We start from the raw sequence: 20169 nt of genomic DNA on the forward strand, positions 1-20169 counted from the left end.
CGAGTGCCCACAGGGGACGCTCGGCCACCGGCCGGTGGGTTCTGGCGGTGCGGTGCCGTTTCGCTCTAGCCGGTGATGGCGTTGAGCGCGGGCAGGTATCCGTAGCGGTAGCCGTCGGCGTCCGGGTGGTACGCCTCGATGATCCCGGAGATGTCGTTGATCCACGGGTCGCCGGCGCAGACGCCGTGCCCGGCGAAGGTGCGTCGGGTGTCGGCGAAGGTGGCGCCGGCCGCGCTGGCCCGGCCAGCCGTGACCGAGGCGAGCACGTCGGCGGCCTCGTTGAGGATGGTGCGCTTGTAGGTGCTCATCGCCAACCATCCGCAGGAGGTCGTCTCGAACAGGCGCGGGTAGCCGAGGACGATCAGCCGGGCGTTGGGTGCCCGGTTGCGGATGGCGGTGTAGGTGGCGTCCAGCCGGGCGGGCAGGGTCGTGGTGGCGAAGGTCTTCGCGGTGTTGACGGCGTTGGTGCAGGACGAGGTGCTGCCGAACCGGCAACTGGTGATGACGTTGACGAAGCCGGCGTCGTTGCCGCCGATGGTGATGGTGACCAGGGTGGTGCTGGCGCTGAGCGCGCTGACCTGGTCGTTGAGCACGTCGGCGGTGACCGCACCGCCACAGGCCCGGAAGTTGAAGCTGGTCACGCCGTGGGCGGCCGCCCAGAGCGGGGCGTACGACTTCTGGCTGCGCAGGCAGCCGGACGAGTCGTACGGGCCGGCGCCGACGCCGGAGGAGTACGAGTCGCCGAGCGCGACGTAGTTGACGGCGGCGGCCTGCGCGGTGCCGGGAACGAGCACGGCGCCGAGGGCGGCGGCACAGAGGGCGACCAGTGCGGCCAGGGCGCGGGCGAGTGGACGGTGGGGCATGACGGACCTCCACAGAACAGGGGGTGGTGGGATCCTGCGACCGCGCGCGTGGCCAGGTTGGGTCTTTTGTTACTAGCCGGTAATGCTATCGAAACATGTGCATCAATGGAATAGCTGGACGACGCCGCGCGGCGGGTCTGCGACGTTCACTTCCGTCGATTAGGTTGACGTGGCGAACACCCGATGGAGGGAGTCCACCTCGTGCGACGAGCACTCACGGCGGCCACCGCCGCCCTGACCCTCACCACCGCCGGCACCATGCTCGCCGGCACCCCCGGCCAGGCCGCCCCGACGGGCTGGGGTCGGCCGATCGTCACCGCCGCGCCGCAACCCGGTGCGGCCGGCCTGGGCGACACCTACTTCCCCGACTATGGCAACGGCGGCTACGACGTCGAGCACTACGACGTCCGGCTGCGCTACGACCCGGCCACCGACCTGCTCACCGGCACCACCACCATCCTCGCCACCGCCACCCAGGACCTGTCGGCGTTCAATCTCGACTTCCTGCTCGACGTCGAGTCGGTGCGGGTCAACGGTTGGGCGGCGACGACCAGCACCGCGGGCGCACACGAGCTGGTGGTCACGCCGGCCCGCACGGTGACCCGGGGCCAGCAGCTCACCATCGTGGTGCGCTACCACGGCATCCCGTCGGAAACCCTGGTCGGCGGTTACACCGGCTGGACGCGCACCGACGACGGCGCCCTCGCCGTCAACGAGCCAGAGTCGGCCTGGTGGTGGTTCCCGAGCAACGACCACCCCCTGGACAAGGCCACCTTCGACATCTCGGTGTCGGTGCCCACCGGCGTCGAGGTGATCAGCAACGGCGTGCAGCCGAGGCCACCGGTGGCCGAGGCCGGCAACCGCACCCGGTGGATCTGGCGGACCACCTCACCCACCGCCACCTACCTGGCCTTCATGGCCATCGGCCAGTACGACATCGTCACCGACACCACGCCGGGCGGCCAGCCGGTGGTCAACGCGTACAGCACCTCGTTGGGCGCGCTCGGGCCGGCCGCGAGGGCCAGCATCGAGCGGACCGCCGAGATCGTCGACTGGGAGAGCGGGATCTTCGGGCCGTACCCGTTCGAGGCGCAGGGCGGCGTGGCCGGGCCGGTCGACGGCATCGGCTTCGCACTGGAGACCCAGACCCGCCCGGTGTACGGGCCGGGCTTCTGGCGGCGCGGCGCCAACACGTACGTGGTGGCGCACGAGAACGCCCACCAGTGGTTCGGTGACTCGGTCTCGGTGGCCGAGTGGCGCAACATCTGGCTCAACGAGGGCTTCGCCTCGTACGCCGAGTGGCTGTGGTCGGAGGAGCAGGGTGAGGGCACCGCGCAGGAGGTGTTCGACTTCACCTACGCCAGCTACCCGGCTGACGACGAGTTCTGGCAGGTGCTGCCCGGTGACCCTGGTGCCGCCCGGGTCTTCGACAACGCCGTCTACGACCGCGGCGCGATGACGTTGCACCAGTTGCGGCTGGCCGTCGGCGACGACGCGTTCTTCGAGATCCTGCCGGCCTGGACCAGCGAGCACCGGTACGGCAACGGCACCATCGAGCAGTTCCAGGCACTGGCGGAACGGATCTCCGGGCTGGACCTGGACGACCTGTTCACCACCTGGCTGTTCACCGCCGGCCGGCCCGACGTGGCCGCCGCCGCACGCAAGGCGGCCCCGCCGACGGAGCCGAAGTCCTGGGCCAAGATCCGCGAGTCGCACCACCTGCTGTCGCACTAGGCATCCGGTGTGGACCGCGAGCGCCCGCACGTGAGCGCGGGCGCTCGCGGCACGCCCGCCGACTTTTGTCGATCATGGAGTTGTGGTGCCAACTTCGGCCCGAAACGGGTGGTTCTTCCGGCACCACAACTCCATGATCGACGGCGTCAGGGGCGGGCCGTGCTCGCTTCCACGGCACGGATGTGCCGGTAGGCGAACCAGAGCGGAGGGAACGCCCCGACCGCGAAGGACAGGTCGATGAGCGTCCAGAACCAGGGGATGTCCCGGATCGGCCCGCAGATCAGCGCCAGCGGCACGATTCCCGCGCAGGCGATCATGCCGACCTGCACGACCCACACGTTGCGCACCGGGTCCCGCAGCGGACCCCAGAACGCCACCGCCAGCACCAGATGGGCGAACGCCAGCCAGTCGGTGCCGTAGAGCAGGAACGGGTAGTCCTCACCGGCCGTCACGAGGCCGGTGTGCACCCGCTCGATCCAGGCGACCAGGGCGGGCAGTTGGTCGGAGAGCGGGTCCAGTGCGCGCAGCAGCCAGCGCACCTCGATCTCCAGCGGAAATGCGGTGGCACCGCTCAGGAAGAGCCCGATCAGCACGATCCACAGCCACCGACGGGTCCGTCGTAGCCGCTCCTCGATGTCCATGATCGCAGCGTAACGATGATCTTCGTGTCGTCCTGCCCCGTGCGCGGGGCACCGGGGTGACCGCTGTCTCAGCGACGCGCCACCCGCCCGGCCGTGGCCAACTCCGGGAGCGTCTTCACCAGCGGGAATGTCCGGCCGGTGAGGCAGCAGACCTGCCCCACCGACCGAACGTCCGCAACTCAGCGAGCGGCGAGAGCCTGCGCGGCCGGGCCGACCGGGGCCGGCAACGCACCGACACCACCGAGGTGCTCATGGATGGCGGCAGCCGCCGCACGCCCCTCGGCGATGGCCCAGACGATCAGCGAGGCACCCCGGTGCATGTCACCGGCCACGAACACCCCGTCGGCGTCGGTCTGCCAGTCGTCGCGGGCGTCGACCGCGCCCCGGGGATTACGGGTCACGCCGAACTGGGCCAGCAACGGCTGCTGCTCGGTGCCCTCGAAGCCGATCGCCAACAGCACCAGATCTGCCGGCAGCTCCCGCTCGGAACCCGGCACCACTGTCACGACCCGTCGACCGTCGCGCTTCTCCACTGTCACCTCAGCGATCCGCACCGCCCGCACCTGTCCGGTGCCGTCGTCCACGAACTCCTGCACCGCAACGGCGAAGACCCGCTCGCCACCCTCCTCGTGCGCCGGGTAGCTGCGCAGGATCCACGGCCACGTCGGCCACGGGTCCCGCGCCTCGTCGCGCTCCTGGGGCGGCTGCGGGTACAGGTCGAGCTGGTGCACGCCCGCGGCGCCCTGCCGGTGCGCGACGCCGAGGCAGTCAGCCGCAGTGTCACCACCACCGATGATCACCACGTGCTTGCCGGCCGCGTCGATCGGGCTGCCGTCCGGCAGCAGCGCACGCGCCGGCCGGGCCTCACCCGTGGCCGCGACGCCAGGCTGGTCGGTGGCCGCGGTGGCGACCGCGCGATTCGCCGCGACCAGGTGCGCCATCGCCTGGTGTACGCCCCGAAGCGCCCGCCCCGGAGTCTCCGGAGTGTCCCGCCCCTGCAACGCGCCGCAGGCCAGCAGCACCGCGTCGTGTTCGGCGCGCAACTGCTCGGCGGTGACGTCCACCCCGACGTGCACGCCGGTGCGGAAGCGCACCCCCTCGGCGACGAGCTGGGCCAGGCGGGCATCGATGTGCCGCTTCTCCAGCTTGAAGTCGGGGATGCCGTACCGGAGCAGGCCACCGATCGCGTCGTCACGCTCGTACACCGTCACCGCGTGACCGGCGCGGGCCAGTTGCTGGGCGGCGGCGAGGCCGGCGGGCCCGGAGCCGACGACGGCGACCGACCGACCGGACGGCGCCGGCACCGCGCGAGGGGTGAACCCGCGTGCCGCGGCGGCGTCGGCGATCTCCACCTCGACCTGCTTGATGGTCACCGGCTGGCCGCCGGAGATACCGAGGACGCAGGCCGCCTCGCAGGGCGCCGGGCAGAGCCGGCCGGTGAACTCCGGGAAGTTGTTGGTGGCGTGCAGCGACTCGACCGCGGCGTCCCAGTTGCCGGTCCGCACCAGATCGTTCCAGTCCGGGATGCGGTTGCCCAGCGGGCAGCCGTCGTGGCAGAACGGGATGCCGCAGTCCATGCATCGGGTGGCCTGCTCGCGGACCAGTTCCTCGCCGGCCGGGGGGTAGACCTCGCGCCAGTCGCTGATCCGCACCGGCACCGGGCGGCGGGCCGGCAGTCGCCGGTCGTAGCGCAGGAAACCGTTCGGGTCAGGCACGAGCCACCTCCTGGGCAGCCACCCGCGGGGCGGGCGGCACCGGCGCGGCGGACGGCGCGCTGAGCGCGCTCATCACCGCGTCGTCGACGTTGCGGCCGGCGGCTTCGGCGGCCTTCATGATCTCCAGCACCCGGCGGTAGTCGCGGGGCACCACGGCGGTGAACTCGGCCACCGCCTCCGGCCAGCGCTTGAGCAGCTCCTCGGCGACCGCCGACCCGGTCTCGGCCACATGCCGCTGGACCAGCTCGTGCAGCAACGACTGCTCCTGCTCGCCCAGTTGCGCCAGGTCGACCAGCTCCGTGTTGACCCGTGCGCGGTCCAGGTGGTGCACGAACGCCGTGCCGCCGGACATGCCGGCCGCGAAGTTACGACCGGTCGCGCCGAGCACCACGACAGTGCCGCCGGTCATGTACTCGCAGCCGTGGTCGCCAACCCCCTCGACCACGGCGACCGCACCGGAGTTGCGCACCGCGAACCGCTCCCCCACCCGGCCACGCAGGAAGACCTCACCCGCCGTGGCCCCGTACAGGATGGTGTTGCCGGCGATGATCTGATCCTCGGCCCGCTGCCCCGGCTCGGCGTCCGGGTCGAGGAACGGCGCCGCGGCGTCCGGACGGACGATGATCCGCCCACCGGAGAGGCCCTTGGCCACGTAGTCGTTGGCGTCGCCGTGCAGCCGCAGGGTCACCCCGCGCGGCAGGAACGCGCCGAACGACTGCCCGGCCGTGCCGTGCAGCACGAACTCGATGGTGTCGTCCGGAAGGCCGGCACCGCCGAAGCGGCGCGTCACCTCACCACCGAGCATCGCGCCGACGCTGCGGTGCTCGTTGCGGACCGCCACCTCGACACGTACCGGCGCACCGGCGGACAGGGCGGGCTGCGCGAGCGCGATCAGCTCGTTGTCCAGGGAGAGCTCCAGGCCGTGGTCCTGTGCGCGAATCCCCCGTCGGGCCGCGCCGGCGGGCAGCTCCGGCAGGTGCAGGACGGGCGCCAGGTCCAACCCGTGCGCCTTCCAGTGCGTCAGCGCCGGGGCAAAGTCGAGCAGCTCGGACTGCCCGATCGCCTCCTCGATGGACCGGAAACCCAGCTCGGCCAGGTATCCCCGGACCTCCTCGGCGAGGAAGAGGAAGAAGTTCTCCACGAACTCCGGGGTGCCGGTGAAGCGCTCGCGCAGCACCGGGTTCTGCGTGGCGATGCCGACCGGGCAGGTGTCCAGATGGCAGACCCGCATCATCACGCAACCGGCGACGATCAGCGGCGCGGTCGCGAAGCCGAACTCCTCCGCGCCGAGCAGCGCCGCGATCAGCACGTCGCGGCCGGTCTTGAGCTGACCGTCGACCTGCACGGTGACCCGGTCGCGCAGCTTGTTGAGCAGCAGCGTCTGTTGGGCCTCGGCAAGGCCCAGCTCCCACGGGGTGCCCGCGTGCTTGAGCGAGTTCATCGGGGAGGCGCCAGTGCCCCCGTCGTGGCCGGAGATCAGGATGACGTCGGCCTTGAGCTTCGCCACCCCGGCGGCGACGGTGCCGACGCCGACCTCGCTGACCAGCTTGACGTGCACCCGTGCGGTCGGGTTGACGCACTTCAGGTCGTGCACGAGTTGGGCGAGGTCCTCGATGGAGTAGATGTCGTGGTGCGGCGGCGGGGAGATCAGACCGACTCCCGGAGTCGCGTGCCGGGTACGGGCGATCCACGGCCAGACCTTGTTGCCGGGCAGTTGACCGCCCTCGCCCGGCTTGGCGCCCTGGGCCATCTTGATCTGGAGGTCGTCCGCGTTGACCAGATATTCGCTGGTCACACCGAACCGGCCGCTGGCGATCTGCTTGACCGCCGAACGGCGGGCCGGGTCGTGCAGGCGATCGACGTCCTCGCCGCCCTCACCGGTGTTGGACTTGCCGCCGAGACGGTTCATCGCGATGGCGAGCGTCTCGTGCGCCTCCGCGGAGATCGACCCGTACGACATGGCGCCGGTGGCGAACCGCTTGACGATCTCGCTGGCCGGCTCGACCTCGTCGATCGGCACCGCCGGGCGGAGCCCGGTCCGCAGGGTGAACAGTCCACGCAGCGACCCGGCCTGCGCGGCGAGCGCGTCGACCTTCGCGGTGTACTCCCGGAAGACGTCGTACTGCCGGCTGCGGGTGGCGTGCTGCAACAGGAAGACCGTCTCCGGGTTGAACAGGTGCAGCTCACCCTCGCGGCGCCACTGGTATTCGCCACCGACCTCCAACCGGTCGGAGGCGGCGGAACCCGCCGGGGGCCAGGCCAGCGCGTGCCGGGCGGCCACCTCGGCGTGCACGCCCGCGAGGTTCACCCCGCCGATCCGGCTGGGGGTGCCCCGGAAGTAGCGCTCGACCAGCCGGGTGTCCAGGCCGACCGCCTCGAAGACCTGTGCCCCGCAGTACGAGGAGACCGTCGAGATGCCCATCTTCGACATGATCTTCAGGACGCCCTTGCCGAGCGCCTTGGCGTAGTTGCGGACCGCGGCTGCGGGCTCGACGCCGGCCAGGGTGCCGGTGGCGATCATGTCCTCGACGGACTCGAACGCCAGGTACGGGTTGACCGCCGCGGCGCCGTAGCCGATCAGGACCGCCGCGTGGTGCACCTCCCGGCAGTCGCCGGACTCCACGATCAACGCCGCCTGGGTGCGGGTCTGCTCCCGCACCAGGTGCTGGTGCACGGCGGCGGTGAGCAGCAGCGACGGGATCGGCGCGAGGTCGGCGTTGGAGTCCCGGTCGGAGAGCACCAGGATGCGGACGCCGTCCTCGATGGCCTCGGAGACGTGCCGGCAGATCTCGGTCAGCCGTGCCTTGATCCCGGCCGCGCCCTCCCGGATGCGGTACAGCCCGGACACCCGGACCGCCTTGAAGCCGGGCAGGTCGCCGTCCTCGTCGATGGAGAGGATCTTCGCCAGCTCGTCGTTGTCGATGATCGGGTGCGGCAGCACGATCTGGCGGCAGCTCGCCGCGCCCGGGTCGAGCAGGTTGCCCTCCGGCCCGATCGTCGACGCCAGACTGGTCACCAGCTCCTCGCGGATGGCGTCCAGTGGCGGGTTGGTGACCTGGGCGAAGAGCTGGTGGAAGTAGTCGTAGAGCAGCCGCGGCCGGGTCGACAACGGGGAGATCGGGGTGTCCGTACCCATCGAACCGAGCGGCTCGGCGCCGGCGCGGGCCATCGGCCCGAGCAGGATCTTCAGCTCCTCCTCCGTGTAACCGAAGGTCTGCTGCCGGCGGCGCACCGAGTCGTGGGTGTAGACGGTGTGCTCGCGGGCCGGCAGGTCGCCCAGCTCGATCAGCCCGGCGTGCAGCCACTCGCCGTACGGTTGGGCGGCAGCCAACTCGGACTTGATCTCCTCGTCGTGCACGATGCGACCCGCGACGGTGTCGACCAGGAACATCTTGCCCGGCTGGAGTCGCCCCTTCGCGACCACGTGGGCCGGGTCGAGGTCGAGCACGCCCGCCTCGGAACCGAGCACCACGAGCCCGTCGTCGGTCTGCCACCAGCGCCCCGGGCGCAACCCGTTGCGGTCCAGGACCGCGCCGACGATCTCGCCGTCGGTGAAGGCCACCGACGCGGGACCGTCCCACGGCTCCATCAGGCTCGCGTGGAAGCGGTAGAAGGCTCGCTTGGCCGGCTCCATGCCGGGGTCGTTCTCCCACGCCTCGGGGATCATCATGAGCACCGCGTGCGGCAGGCTCCGTCCGGCCAGGTGCAGCAGCTCCAGGACCTCGTCGAAGTTCGCCGAGTCGGAGGCGCCGGGCGTGCACACCGGGAAGACCCGCCGGATGTTGCCCGGCACGTTCGGCGAGCGCAGCAGCGCCTCGCGGGCCTGCATCCAGTTGCGGTTGCCACGGATCGTGTTGATCTCGCCGTTGTGGGCGATGAACCGGTACGGGTGCGCCAACGGCCAGGACGGGAAGGTGTTCGTGGAGAAGCGGGAGTGCACCAGCGCGATCGCGCTGTCGATCCGCTCGTCGCGCAGGTCCGGGTAGAACGCCGGCAACTGGTCTGGCGTCAGCATTCCCTTGTAGACCATGGTGCGGCTGGACAGCGACGGGAAGTATGCCGGTACGCCCCGCTCGGCGGTCTCCCGCTCGGCCTGTTTGCGCAGGCTGAACGCCACCCGGTCCAGGTCGATGCCGCGCAGCGGTGAACCGGCCGGCCCTTCGGGCGAGTCGGTGAGCCGGCGTGCGGCCAGGAAGAGCTGCCGGACCCGGGGCATCGCCGCCAGGGCCGTCTCACCAAGCTCACTCGGGTCGATCGGCACGTCGCGCCAGCCGAGCAGGTCGGCTCCCTCGACCAGTGCGTACTTTTCGACCACCCGTCGGGCACGCGCCTCGGCGGCGTCGTCGTCGGGGAGGAAGACCAGCCCGGTGGCGTACTCGCCCGCCGGGGGAAGCGCGACGTCGGCCACCGCGCGCAGGAAGGTGTCGGGGACCTGGATCATGATGCCGGCGCCGTCGCCGGTGTTCGGCTCGGCACCGCGAGCGCCGCGATGGTCCAGTCGACAGAGGGCACCGAGCCCGTTGGCGACGACCGCGTGCGAACGCCGGCCGTGCAGGTCCGCCACGAAGGCCACCCCGCAGGCATCGTGCTCCTGCGCCGGGTCGTAGAGGCCCTGCGCGGGCGGGCGGGAGCCAGGCATCGGGGACGCCTGCGGGCTGTGCGGATACGGCTGAATCTTGTCCGCGTACGGCTGAGCCACCGGGCCTCCTGTCGTCACTCAGGTTGGATCATGGTGGGGACGACGTCGGCCCGTGGGTCTATTGAGTCTACGTTAGGGCCGGGGTCGCAGGGCCACCTGAGATTGATCACACCGTCCACACGCTGGGACGTGTAGTCTCGCGCGGTGGATCAGCTACACAAGGACGTCTTCGACCGGTTGGAACGCTTCTACGACGCGGTGCCCCGCGACGTCGCCGGTGCGGAGGAGCACGGCGGGTTGGTGCTGTTCGTCCGCGACGGTGCTGGCTGGCCGTTCTACGCCCGCCCCCGGATCGACGCCACCGAGCCGCCGTCGCTGGCCGACGTGACCTCGGTCCGCGAGCGGCAGCGCAAGCTGGGCCTGCCGGAAGCCTTCGAGTGGGTGCACGAGACGAGGCCCGAGCTGCTGGCGGTTGCCCGTTCGGCGGGGCTGCACGTGCTGGAGGCGCCGCTGATGGTGCTCGACCCGGCCGCGCTGCCCGACCCGGCGACGTTGTCCGACGTGGCGGTGCGGGTGCTGGCCGCCGACTCCCCCGGTTTCGCCGCCGATGTCGCCGCGCGGCGTGCGGTGGCAGCGGTGTCGTTCGCCGCCGCCGGTACCGCGCCCGGCGAGGCCGGCCCGGCCGAGCGGGACGCCGCCGTCACCGAACTCGAACTGGCCGCGCTCGACGAGGAGCGTTCCCGGATCGCCGACGGTCGACGGATTTCCGCGCTGGCCGGCACGCCCACCGACGGTGCGCTGGCCAGCGGCATGGCCATGCGCGTCGGCGACGTCGCCGAGATCGCCGGGGTGGCCACCCTGCCCGCCGCCCGCCGACGCGGGCTGGGCGCCGCGCTCACCGCAACCCTGGCCCGGGAGCTGCTCGCCGCCGGCACCGACCTGGTCTTCCTCTCCGCTGGCAGCGACGAGATCGCCCGGGTCTACCTGCGGGTCGGCTTCCGCCGCATCGGCACCGCCTGCATCGCCGAACCGGTCGCCCTGATCCCCTGACCGAGGTGGGTCAGGTTGGGGGGCGCCACTGGGCCGCAGAGGCAGCGGCGCTGGAGAGCAGTCGCGAGTTGATCGTGCCCAGTGCGGCGTCCCGGGCTCGCAACGCCAACCGGCCCCGAGCCTGGAGCACCGCCGACATCCGTCGGGTCTGCCGAACCACTGTCGCGGCCCGCGGGCGGCGAATCCGGTCGTACGCCTGAACGGCGTCGGGCAGCCGAGTCTCCCGCAGCAGAGAGGCCAGGGTGGCGGCGTCCTCGAACGCGAGGCAGGCGCCCTGCCCGAGGTGCGGCGGCATGGCGTGCGCCGCGTCGCCGAGCAGCACGACGCCGCCCGGCCCGGACGGAAAGCCGTACGCGCGGGGCAGCGGTCGCAGCTCGCGGACCTCCTGCTGGACCAGGTCGGCCGGGTCGGTGGCGTCGAGCAGCGCCCCGATCGGGTCGGGCCAGCCCGCGTACCAGCGGCGCAACAGGGCGAGCTGGGTCTCCGGTGGTTCCGGGCGGGGTGCGCCGGCGGCGGTGGCCACCCAGTAGATGCCGCCCCGGGTGGACCCGCCGGACGAGCCGCGCTCGCCCAGCGACGCGGCCACGAACCGGTAGCCGGCGCCCAGGATCTCGCCGGCGAGTGGCTGGTCGTCGGGTAGCCGAGGGGCCTGGTACCAGGGAATGACGGCCCGCCAGGAGGCACATCCGGAGCTGACCACCCGGGATTCGGGGGCGAGTTGGCGGCGGATGCCGCTGTCCGTGCCGTCGGCGGCGACCACCAGGTCGACCTCGATGGTCTGCCGTCCGTCGCTGACCGCCGGCCGCTCACCGGGCTCGACCCGGACGTGGCGCACCGTCACACCGGTCCGCAGCTCGACCCGCTCGCCGAGGCCGGCGATCAGCGCGTCGTGCAGGTCCTCGCGGTGCACCACCACCGGCATCCGGTCGGCGGGAATGGGTCGGGGCTGCACGAGCCAGTGCCCGTCGGGGCGACGGACCCCACCGTCGGGCAGCGGCGTGGCGATTGCGGCCAGGCCCGCGCCGAGACCGAGGGCCTGCAGCGCGCGGACGCCGTTGGGCCAGAGCACCACGGCGGTCGGCTCGGGACGGACCCGTTCGGCGCGCTCCAGCAGGGTCACCTGCCAGCCGGAGCGGGCCAGCGCGCCGGCCACCGCGAGGCCACCGACCCCTGCGCCGACCACCACCGCGCTTCGCATCGGTGCCGCCCCCGCTCAGCTGTCCCGGTCGGCGGGCCGTGCGCCAGTGGCGTCGGCCCGGTCGGTACGGGTGGCCGACGGGTCGTCCGCCGGGTCCTCGTCGGTCGACGGGCTGTCGACGGTTGCCTCGTCGACACGCGACTCGTCACCCAGCGGCTCGGCACCACCGGGCCGGACGTCCTCGTCGGCGGTCGGCTCGGGCGGCACGACGCCGGTGTCCTGCCAGGCGGCGTACTGCTCCTCGCTGACCACCCGGTAGCCCTCCGGGGCGGCGGCCTGCGCTGGGGTCTCCCGCTCGGAGAGGTCCACCTGGGACAGGTCGGACGTGGGGGCCGTGGTCGGCGTCGCCGCCGCGCCGATCGGGATCAGGAATTCCTGGGGGCCGCGCACCCGGACGAAGTAGATCAACCCGCCGAGGAAGACCAGCGCGGCGGTCCAGACGTTGAGCCGTACGCCGAGGATCTGGTTGGCCTCGTCGGTGCGCATCAGCTCGATCCAGAAGCGGCCGGCGGTGTAACCCATCACGTAGAGCGCGAACGCCCGGCCCCGGCCCAGCTTGAGCCGGCGGTCGAGGAGGAGGACCAACGCGACCACGCCGAGGTTCCACAGCGCCTCGTAGAGGAAGGTCGGCTGGTAGAGGCCCGGTTCGAGGATCGGCTGCCCGGCGTCGTCGCGCAGCGCGTGCCCCGGATTGTCCGGGTCCATCCGGTGGATCTCCAGACCCCACGGCAGGGTGGTCCGGCCACCGAACAGCTCGTTGTTGAACCAGTTGCCGAGCCGGCCGACCGCCTGGGCCAGCGGCAGCCCGGGTGCCAACGCGTCGGCCACCACCCCGAACGGGATGCCGAGCTGTCGGGCCGCGATGAAGGCGCCGAGCGCGCCACCGGCGACGGCGCCCCAGATGCCGAGACCGCCCTCCCAGATGGCGAAGGCCTTCATCGGCTCACCACCGGCGCCGAAGTATTTCTCCGGTGAGGTGATCACGTGGTAGATGCGGGCGCCGATGATGCCCGCCGGCACCGCCCAGACGGCGATGTCGAGCACGGCACCGGGCGCGACGCCGCGCTGCCGCAGCCGGCGCTCCGTCACCCAGCAGGCCAGCACGATGCCGGCGATGATGCAGAGCGCGTAGGCCCGGATCGGCACCGGCCCGAGCTGCCAGACCGCGGTGCTGGGGCTGGGCAGGGCCGCCTGGGGGGACAGCGAGGCGAGGGTCACGGGTGCACACGCTACCGCTGCACACCCCCGCAGCGGCACCCCGGGCCGCTGGAGTGCGCATCCCGGTGACTTCTGGTTTGCACCCCCGTACGCTCTTTGTCCATGAGCGCGCTCACCTGGGCGGTCGCCGCGGTCGTCAGTGACGACACCGGCCGGGTGCTGCTCTGCCGGCAGGGCCGGGGGGAGCGCCGATACGCGCTGCCCGGCGGGCGGCTACGCCCGGCCGAGAGCCCGGTGCAGGCGGCCCTGCGGGACATCCGCGCGGAGACCGGCTGGGAGATCGAGCTGGTCGACCTGGTCGGCGTCTACCACCTGACCGGCCCCACCGGGCGGACGTCCCCCGGGCGCGCCGGGCCGCTGCCGGACGTCCTCGTGCACGTGTTCCGGGCCCGCGCCGCCAGGGTCCGACCCGCCGCCGACCCGCCGCCGGGCTGCCGGTTGTCCTGGCACTCCCCCGACGCGCTGCCCGAGTCGGTCACGCCGCTCACCCACGCCGCCGTCACCGATGCTCGCGCCGGCCGCTCCGGCGTGCTCCGCGACGCTTCGTGGGCACCGCCCGAACCCATTGGAGAGCCGGTGAACGGGCCTGACCGGCACGGGGTCGTGGCGCAGCCGCCGGAACAACGTGGTGAGACAGCGGCGGACGGCCCACTTCGCCCCGGACCGCGCCGACACGACTGAGCGGCCCGACGCCGACCGGACCGGCGGCACCCGTTCGAGCGTGATGCCGGTGAGTCATCACGATGACTCACCGGCATCACACGCCTAAGACAGACAGGCCCGCCGCGCCGTCAGCGGGTGGGGTTGCGGACGCCTTCCGCGAGTTCGGCACTGAGGGTACGCAGGGCGGCCAGCCCCTCCGCCTCGCTGGGCGCGTCGAGCACGCACCGGACCAGGGCACTGCCGACGATCACCCCGTCGGCGTACCCGGCGACGGTGCCGGCCTGCACACCGGTGCCCACACCCAGGCCGACACCGACCGGCAGGTCGGTGACCGCCCGGACCCGGGAGACCAGCGTCGGCGCGGCGTCGGACGTGCTCGCCCGGGCACCGGTCACCCCCATCACCGCTGTCGCGTAGACGAAACCGCGGCAGTGCTCCACCGTCATCGCCAGCCGGGCGTCGGTGGACGACGGCGACACCAGGAACGTGCGGTCCAGCCCGTGGGCGTCCGAGGCGGCCAGCCACTCGTCGGCCTCGTCGGGAATGAGGTCAGGGGTGATCAGCCCGGTGCCGCCGGCGGAGGCGAGATCACGGGCGAACACGTCCACGCCGTACCGCTCGACCGGGTTCCAGTAGGTCATGGTGACCACTGGAGCGCCGGTGGCCGCCACCGCCTCGATGATGCGCATGGTGTCCGCGGTGCGTACGCCACCGGCCAGGGCGATGTCACTGGCCTTCTGGATCACCGGCCCGTCCATCACCGGGTCGGAGTAGGGGATCTCCACCTCGATGACGTCGACGCCGGCCTCGACCATGGCGGTCATCGCGGCGATGCTGCCCTCGACGGTCGGGAAACCAGCCGGCATGCAGCCGACCAGCAGTGCCCGCCCGTCGGCGCGGGCCTTGTCGAAGGCCACCCCGATCCGGCTCATCTCACCGCTCCTTGTCGAGGATGCCGAAGTAGTCACCGGCGGTGTGCACGTCCTTGTCGCCCCGCCCGGAGAGGTTCACCACGATGGTGGGCTCGCGGCCCAGCTCGGCGGCGAGCTTCGGGGCCAGCGTGAGGGTGCCGGCGAGCGCGTGTGCGCTCTCGATCGCCGGGATGATCCCCTCGGTGCGGCAGAGCAGCTCGAACGCGGCCATCGCCTCGTCGTCGGTGACCGGCAGGTAGGTCGCCCGGCCGGTGTCGTGCAACCAGGCGTGCTCGGGCCCGACGCCCGGGTAGTCCAGGCCGGCGGAGATCGAGTGCGACTCCAGCGTCTGCCCGTCGGCGTCCTGCAACACGTAGGTGCGGGCACCGTGCAGCACGCCGGCCGACCCGCCGGTGATGCTGGCCGCGTGCCGGCTGGTGGTCACGCCGTCGCCGCCGGCCTCGAAGCCGTACAGCCGCACGTCCGTGTCGCCGACGAAGGCGTGGAAGATGCCCAACGCGTTGGACCCGCCACCGACGCAGGCGGTCACCGCGTCCGGCAGCGCGCCGGTGAGGTCGAGGCACTGCTGGCGGGCCTCGTCGCCGATGCCCCGGACGAAGTCGCGGACCATCGCCGGGAACGGGTGCGGGCCGGCGGCGGTGCCGATCAGGTAGTGCGTCTCGTCGACGTTGGCCACCCAGTCGCGCATCGCCTCGTTCATCGCGTCCTTGAGCGTGCGCGAGCCGTTGGTGACCGGGACGACGGTCGCGCCGAGCATCCGCATCCGGGCCACGTTGAGGGCCTGCCGCTCGGTGTCGACCTCGCCCATGTAGACCACGCACTCAAGGTCGAACAGGGCGGCGGCGGTTGCGGTGGCCACGCCGTGCTGCCCGGCACCGGTCTCGGCGATCACGCGGGTCTTGCCCATCCGCTTGGTGAGCAGCGCCTGGCCGAGCACGTTGCGCACCTTGTGCGCGCCGGTGTGGTTGAGGTCCTCCCGCTTGAGCAGCACCCGTGCGCCGAGTTTCGCGGAGAACCGCCGGGCCTCGTAGAGCAGCGACGGGGTGCCGGCATAGTCGCGCAGCAACGCGGCGAACTCGGCCCGGAAGGACTCGTCCGCCATCGCCGTGCGCCACGCCCCGTCGAGCTCGTCCAGCGCGGCCACCAGGGCCTCGGGAACGAACCGACCGCCGAAGCGGCCGAAGTGGCCGGCGGAGTCGGGCTGCGAGCCGGCCACCGGGGCCAGCGCGTCGGCGCTCATCGGGAATCCTCTCGGTGGGGCGTCCGGTGCGAGGTCAGCGCACCGGCCTGGGCGTTGCCGGGTGGTTGCCCGCGTTGACCAGTTCGGCGACCGCCTCGCGGGGGCTCTTCTGGGTGACCAGGCCCTCGCCCACGAGCACCGCGTCGGCGCCCGCCGAGGCGTACCGGATCAGGTCGTGCGGGCCACGGACGCCGGACTCGGCGATCTTGACGACACTGCTGGGCAGGCCGGGCGCGATCCGCTCGAACACGGACCGGTCGACCTCCAGGGTACGCAGGTCACGGGCGTTGACCCCGATCACCTGCGCGCCGGCCTCCAGAGCGCGGTCGGCCTCTTCCTCGTCGTGCACCTCGACCAGCGCGGTCATGCCCAGCGACTCGATGCGCTCCAGCAGACCCATCAGCACGTTCTGTTCGAGCGCGGCGACGATCAGCAGAACCAGGTCGGCGCCGTGCGCGCGCGCCTCGTGCACCTGGTAACTGGAGACCACGAAGTCCTTACGAAGCACCGGAACCGTGACCGCGGCCCGGACGGCCGCCAGGTCGTCCAGTGAGCCACCGAACCAGCGCCCCTCGGTCAGCACGCTGATCGCCCGAGCCCCACCGGCCGCGTAGTCGACGGCGAGGTCGGCCGGATCGGCGATCTCGGCCAGCCGGCCCTTGGACGGCGACGAACGCTTCACCTCGGCGATCACGGCGACGCCGGGCTTGCGCAGCGCCGCGTACGCGTCCAGCGGCGGCGGCGCAGCCGCTGCCAGTTCACGGATCCGCTCCAGCGGAACCTGCTCCTGGCGTCGGGCGACGTCCTCACGTACGCCAGCCAGAATCTCGTCGAGCACGCTTACGGACGCTGCCTGACCGGCGTCGTCCCCCTCCGCGTGCGCATGCTCAGCAGTCACCAACGGACTCCCCTCTCCGGGCGTCATGGGCCGATGCTAGGGGCAGCCGACCTACGCCGGACGCCGGGGGTATGGCGCTGCTCACGAAAAGGGCTGCGGCATAATGGCCGACTTGCCGTGAACGGTGTGTCACGCAGCGCCACCTCCGGTATCGACCACCGTCACGGGTACGGGGCCTGGCGACCACGGTCGAACCGGGCCGATCCATCGATCATGCCACCAGTTGGCGGCCGGCGCTCGGCGACAACGACGCCGATCTATGTTGTGAGCAAGCTCAAGGTTTGACAGCCGGCCCTGGTCAGGGCCAGGGCGGGACAGTTGACCCGGCGTTCACGGCGGCGAAACGTCAGCCGGCGAGCATCGTCCTCGGGCAGACTCAATGGCGCGCCTGCCCCGACCGTCGCAACTCCTCGTGCGAGGTGACCATGAGCATTTCCGAGCCGCAGCCGGCCATCGGCCTGACCACCATCTCGCGCACTGTGGCCTCGCTCGCCGTCGGTGTGGTGCACAGCGTGGAGCGGGCCGTGGTGGGCGAAGGACGGATGCGGACCGCCCGCGGCAACGCCTGGGAGGCCGTCTGCGCCGACCGGGCCCGCGCCGACCAGCGTGCCGAGCTGAACCGCCTGGTAGCCGAACTGACCGCCGCCCGCGCCGCCGGTCGCCGAGCCCAGCGGGAGCACCAGCCGGTCGGCTGACCCCCGTCCACCGCACCGGCCGCCGCGTCAGTCGGCCGTCGGGTCCTCGCCCCGGTCCAGGGCGTCCCACGCCTCGGTGGTCCGCCGCCCCGCCAGCGGAGCCGACGGACCCTCCGAACCAGCCGGCACCGACGTGGTCGCAGGGGCCGAACGCACCGGCCGCTCGTACCGGGCGCCCATCGCCGGCCAACCGCCACCACGCCACGCCGTCCACCACCCGCCGACGGCAACCAGCAGACCGCCGAGCAGGCAGAGCGCCGGCCACTGCCGGCTCACCGAACCGCCGATGTCGGCGACCAGCCCGTACCCGCCGCCAGCCGCCACGGCCAGCCCCAGCGCGCCGAGCAGCCCACCGAGCACCTGCCGCAGTCGCCCCCGGGTGGCCAGCACCGCTCCACCACCCGCCAACGCCACCAGCGCCAACGCCGGCAGCCAGGGCAGCAGCCCGCCGCCGCTGCGGGTATCCCGCACCGGCGGCAGCGGCGCCGGGCGCACCGTCAGCTCCACCGACCAGCTCCGCGTCGCCGCCCACAACGCCAGGCCCGCGCCGGCCAGACAGAGCAACACCGCGTACGTCAACTCGCGCCGACCCACGGCGGACCGCTCCTCGGCGCTCACCGAGCAGGCCGCAAGGTTTCGGCGGCCGCGATCGCCGCCAGCACGGCGGCGGCCTTGTTCCGCGTCTCCTGGTCCTCGGCGGCCGGGTCCGAGTCGGCGACCACCCCCGCCCCGGCCTGCACGTAGGCGCGGCCGTCGCGGATGAGCGCGGTCCGGATGGCGATCGCCATGTCCAGGTCGCCGCCGAAGCCGAAGTAACCGACAGTGCCCCCGTACACGCCCCGGCGGACGGGCTCCAACTCTTCGATGATCTCCATGGCCCGCACCTTGGGCGCGCCGGAGAGCGTGCCGGCCGGGAAGGTCGCGGCGAGCGCGTCGAAGGCGGTCTGGTCGTCCCGCAACGTGCCGGTGACCGTCGAGACGATGTGCATGACGTGGCTGTACCGCTCGATGGTGGCGAACTCGGGCACCTCCACGCTGCCCGGCTGACAGACCCGACCCAGGTCGTTGCGGCCCAGGTCGACCAGCATCACGTGCTCGGCTCGCTCCTTCGGGTCGGCGAGCAACTCCTGGGCGAGCGCTGCGTCGGCGGCGGGGGTGCCGCCGCGCGGCCGGGTGCCGGCGATCGGGTGCAGCAGCGCCCGCCGTCGCCCGTCCACACCACCGGTGACCTTCAGGTGCGCCTCCGGCGACGAGCCGACGATGTCGAACCCGTCGAAGCGCAGCAGGTACATGTACGGGCTGGGGTTGCTGGTGCGCAGCACCCGGTAGACGTCCAGCGGGTCGGCGTGGATCGACCGCTCGAAGCGCTGGGAGAGCACGATCTGGAAGCACTCGCCGGCCCGGATCGCCTCCTTGGCCGCCTCCACCGCCTTCGGGTACCCGTCGTCGGGCGTACGACAGAGCACCTCCCCGGCCGGCGGACGCTCGACGGTGGAGATCATCGGCGGGATGGGCCGCGACAGCGCGGTGGTCATGGCGTCCAGTCGGCCGACCGCGTGGTGGTACGCGGCGGTCACCTGCGGGGCGCGGTCCGGGGCGTCCGGTGGTGGCAGCACCGCGTTGGCGACCAGGATCGCCGAACCGTCGTAGTGGTCGAGCACCACCAGGTCGGTGGCGAGCATCATGCCCAGCTCCGGCACGCCCAGGTCGTTCTCGGTCAGCTCCGGCAACCGCTCGAAACGGCGGACCAGGTCGTAACCCAGGTAGCCGACCATGCCCCCGGTCAACGGCGGCAGGCCGTCGGACGGGTCCCCCACCGGGCCGGCCAGCGCCGCCACCGTCTCCCGCAGCACCCGCATCGGGTCACCCTCGGTGGGCAGCCCGGCCGGCGGCTGGCCGAGCCAGGTCGCGACGCCGTCCCGCTCGACGAGGGTGGCGCTGCTGCGTACGCCGATGAACGAATACCGCGACCAGGCCATGCCGGCGGACCCGACGCCCTGCTCGGCCGATTCCAACAGGAACGTGCCCGGACCGCCGGCCAGCTTCCGGTAGACCCCGACCGGGGTCTCCGCGTCGGCCAGCAACCGTCGGGTGACCGGCACCACCCGCCAGCCGGTGGCCAGCTCGGTGAAGGCGGCCAGGTCGGGGCTGACGATGCCGTCGGTCATGGCTGGGTCCGCCTTTCGTTCACGGCCGTGGGGCTCGGCCACGCCGCGCTCACCGTGCCTCCGGCGTGGTGACGGGCAGCTCGGTGAAGAAGCAGGTCCGGTGGCCGGTGTGGCAGGCCGCTCCGACCTGGTCCACGCTCACCAGCAGCGCGTCCCCGTCGCAGTCCAGCGCGACAGAACGGACGTACTGGTGGTGCCCGGAGGTGGCGCCCTTGACCCAGTATTCGCGTCGGCTGCGTGACCAGTAGGTGGCGCGGCCGGTGGTGAGGGTGCGGTGCAGCGCCTCGTCGTCCATCCAGGCGACCATCAGCACCTCACCGGAGTCGTGCGCGCGGACCACGGCGGCCACCAGGCCGTCGGCGGAGCGGCGCAGCTGGGCCGCGATGGCCGGGTCGAGCCGGGACGGGCGAGCCGGCTCGGACACCACCGGGTCGCTCGGATCGCTGGGAACGCCGGTCACCGGCGAGTCAGGTACGGGCACAGTGATGAATTGTCCCGCACGCGGTGCGGGTACC

General features: G+C 72.4%; 16 protein-coding genes. 4 read left to right on the top strand and 12 right to left on the bottom strand.

The genetic code is table 11. From position 1 onward, the window contains the following. Positions 1 to 65: 65 nt before the first annotated feature. Positions 66 to 863 (bottom strand): SGNH/GDSL hydrolase family protein, encoded by a 798-nt coding sequence (locus FBZ33_RS21805; protein WP_141910495.1) that lies wholly within the window; start codon positions 861 to 863, stop codon positions 66 to 68. 183 nt (positions 864 to 1046) lie between these two features. On the opposite strand from FBZ33_RS21805, the gene FBZ33_RS21810 reads away from it, so the two are divergent. Next, entirely contained in the window at positions 1047 to 2597 is a 1551-nt protein-coding gene (locus FBZ33_RS21810; RefSeq protein WP_370453034.1) for a M1 family metallopeptidase, read from the top strand. A gap of 146 nt (positions 2598 to 2743) precedes the next feature. Here FBZ33_RS21810 and FBZ33_RS21815 read toward each other — a convergent pair whose 3' ends face one another. The 3 genes from FBZ33_RS21815 to gltB form a co-directional block, all read right to left on the bottom strand. Continuing rightward, the gene (locus FBZ33_RS21815; protein ID WP_141910497.1) at positions 2744 to 3238 is read right to left on the bottom strand and encodes a hypothetical protein; all 495 of its coding nucleotides are present in this window, start codon (positions 3236 to 3238) and stop codon (positions 2744 to 2746) included. A gap of 179 nt (positions 3239 to 3417) precedes the next feature. Then, positions 3418 to 4953: a glutamate synthase subunit beta gene (locus FBZ33_RS21820; RefSeq protein WP_141910498.1), complete on the bottom strand. Its 1536-nt coding sequence runs from the start codon at positions 4951 to 4953 to the stop codon at positions 3418 to 3420. Beyond that, a complete protein-coding gene (gene gltB / locus FBZ33_RS21825; protein ID WP_141912861.1) occupies positions 4946 to 9592 on the bottom strand; it encodes a glutamate synthase large subunit in 4647 nt (1548 codons plus the stop codon). Before gltB ends, FBZ33_RS21820 begins: the two co-directional genes overlap by 8 nt. Positions 9593 to 9796: 204 nt before the next feature. Between gltB and FBZ33_RS21830 the strand changes: the two genes are divergently transcribed. Then, a complete protein-coding gene (locus FBZ33_RS21830) occupies positions 9797 to 10642 on the top strand; it encodes a GNAT family N-acetyltransferase (RefSeq protein ID WP_141910499.1) in 846 nt (281 codons plus the stop codon). Positions 10643 to 10652: 10 nt separating this feature from the next. On the opposite strand, the gene FBZ33_RS21835 is transcribed toward FBZ33_RS21830, so the two are convergent. Together FBZ33_RS21835 and lgt are read right to left on the bottom strand one after the other, a co-directional pair. Further along, on the bottom strand, positions 10653 to 11840 hold the full coding sequence (locus FBZ33_RS21835) for an NAD(P)/FAD-dependent oxidoreductase (RefSeq protein WP_141910500.1): 1188 nt from the start codon (positions 11838 to 11840) through the stop codon (positions 10653 to 10655). A gap of 15 nt (positions 11841 to 11855) precedes the next feature. Beyond that, positions 11856 to 13058, bottom strand: a complete 1203-nt coding sequence (gene lgt, locus FBZ33_RS21840; protein ID WP_141910501.1) for a prolipoprotein diacylglyceryl transferase — start codon at positions 13056 to 13058, stop codon at positions 11856 to 11858. A 102-nt stretch (positions 13059 to 13160) separates the two neighbouring features. Here lgt and FBZ33_RS21845 point away from each other — a divergent pair, with 102 nt between their 5' ends. Next, positions 13161 to 13739 (top strand): NUDIX hydrolase, encoded by a 579-nt coding sequence (locus FBZ33_RS21845; RefSeq protein ID WP_141910502.1) that lies wholly within the window; start codon positions 13161 to 13163, stop codon positions 13737 to 13739. 110 nt (positions 13740 to 13849) lie between these two features. On the opposite strand, the gene trpA is transcribed toward FBZ33_RS21845, so the two are convergent. Genes trpA through trpC form a run of 3 tightly spaced genes read right to left on the bottom strand, consistent with a single transcriptional unit; the run spans position 13850 to position 16731 of the window. Further along, the gene (trpA, locus tag FBZ33_RS21850; RefSeq protein ID WP_088949334.1) at positions 13850 to 14653 is read right to left on the bottom strand and encodes a tryptophan synthase subunit alpha; all 804 of its coding nucleotides are present in this window, start codon (positions 14651 to 14653) and stop codon (positions 13850 to 13852) included. Between the two features lies 1 nt (position 14654). Continuing rightward, the gene (trpB, locus tag FBZ33_RS21855; RefSeq protein WP_141910503.1) at positions 14655 to 15893 is read right to left on the bottom strand and encodes a tryptophan synthase subunit beta; all 1239 of its coding nucleotides are present in this window, start codon (positions 15891 to 15893) and stop codon (positions 14655 to 14657) included. A gap of 34 nt (positions 15894 to 15927) precedes the next feature. Beyond that, complete coding sequence (gene trpC, locus FBZ33_RS21860) at positions 15928 to 16731, bottom strand: indole-3-glycerol phosphate synthase TrpC (protein ID WP_172862221.1); 804 nt, start codon at positions 16729 to 16731, stop codon at positions 15928 to 15930. A gap of 485 nt (positions 16732 to 17216) precedes the next feature. Here trpC and FBZ33_RS21865 point away from each other — a divergent pair, with 485 nt between their 5' ends. Beyond that, positions 17217 to 17486 carry a hypothetical protein gene (locus FBZ33_RS21865; RefSeq protein WP_141910504.1) on the top strand — a complete coding sequence of 90 codons (270 nt, stop codon included), beginning with the start codon at positions 17217 to 17219 and terminating at the stop codon, positions 17484 to 17486. A gap of 27 nt (positions 17487 to 17513) precedes the next feature. Here the strand turns inward: FBZ33_RS21865 and FBZ33_RS21870 are convergent, their stop codons facing one another. From FBZ33_RS21870 to hisI, 3 genes are read right to left on the bottom strand one after another with little or no spacing between them, the layout of a single operon-like run. Continuing rightward, positions 17514 to 18104, bottom strand: coding sequence for a Trp biosynthesis-associated membrane protein (locus FBZ33_RS21870; RefSeq protein WP_141910505.1), 591 nt, complete (start codon positions 18102 to 18104; stop codon positions 17514 to 17516). Next, positions 18101 to 19654 (bottom strand): anthranilate synthase component I, encoded by a 1554-nt coding sequence (locus tag FBZ33_RS21875; RefSeq protein WP_088949338.1) that lies wholly within the window; start codon positions 19652 to 19654, stop codon positions 18101 to 18103. The genes FBZ33_RS21870 and FBZ33_RS21875 overlap by 4 nt, the downstream gene beginning before the upstream one ends. Before the next feature lie 49 nt (positions 19655 to 19703). Further along, positions 19704 to 20135 (bottom strand): phosphoribosyl-AMP cyclohydrolase, encoded by a 432-nt coding sequence (gene hisI / locus FBZ33_RS33480; protein WP_141912863.1) that lies wholly within the window; start codon positions 20133 to 20135, stop codon positions 19704 to 19706. Positions 20136 to 20169 lie beyond the last annotated feature (34 nt).

The sequence above is a fragment of the Micromonospora sp. A202 genome (assembly GCF_006715105.1).
GTDB classification, from domain to species: Bacteria; Actinomycetota; Actinomycetes; order Mycobacteriales; family Micromonosporaceae; genus Micromonospora; species Micromonospora zamorensis.

Coding starts and splice junctions, on each gene's coding strand:
- FBZ33_RS21805 (WP_141910495.1), bottom strand. CDS start 863: ATGCCCCACCGTCCACTCGCCCGCGCCCTGGCCGCACTGGTCGCCCTC.
- FBZ33_RS21810 (WP_370453034.1), top strand. CDS start 1,047: ATGGAGGGAGTCCACCTCGTGCGACGAGCACTCACGGCGGCCACCGCC.
- FBZ33_RS21815 (WP_141910497.1), bottom strand. CDS start 3,238: ATGGACATCGAGGAGCGGCTACGACGGACCCGTCGGTGGCTGTGGATC.
- gltB (WP_141912861.1), bottom strand. CDS start 9,592: ATGCCTGGCTCCCGCCCGCCCGCGCAGGGCCTCTACGACCCGGCGCAG.
- FBZ33_RS21835 (WP_141910500.1), bottom strand. CDS start 11,840: ATGCGAAGCGCGGTGGTGGTCGGCGCAGGGGTCGGTGGCCTCGCGGTG.
- FBZ33_RS21845 (WP_141910502.1), top strand. CDS start 13,161: ATGAGCGCGCTCACCTGGGCGGTCGCCGCGGTCGTCAGTGACGACACC.
- trpA (WP_088949334.1), bottom strand. CDS start 14,653: ATGAGCCGGATCGGGGTGGCCTTCGACAAGGCCCGCGCCGACGGGCGG.
- trpB (WP_141910503.1), bottom strand. CDS start 15,893: ATGAGCGCCGACGCGCTGGCCCCGGTGGCCGGCTCGCAGCCCGACTCC.
- FBZ33_RS21865 (WP_141910504.1), top strand. CDS start 17,217: ATGAGCATTTCCGAGCCGCAGCCGGCCATCGGCCTGACCACCATCTCG.
- FBZ33_RS21875 (WP_088949338.1), bottom strand. CDS start 19,654: ATGACCGACGGCATCGTCAGCCCCGACCTGGCCGCCTTCACCGAGCTG.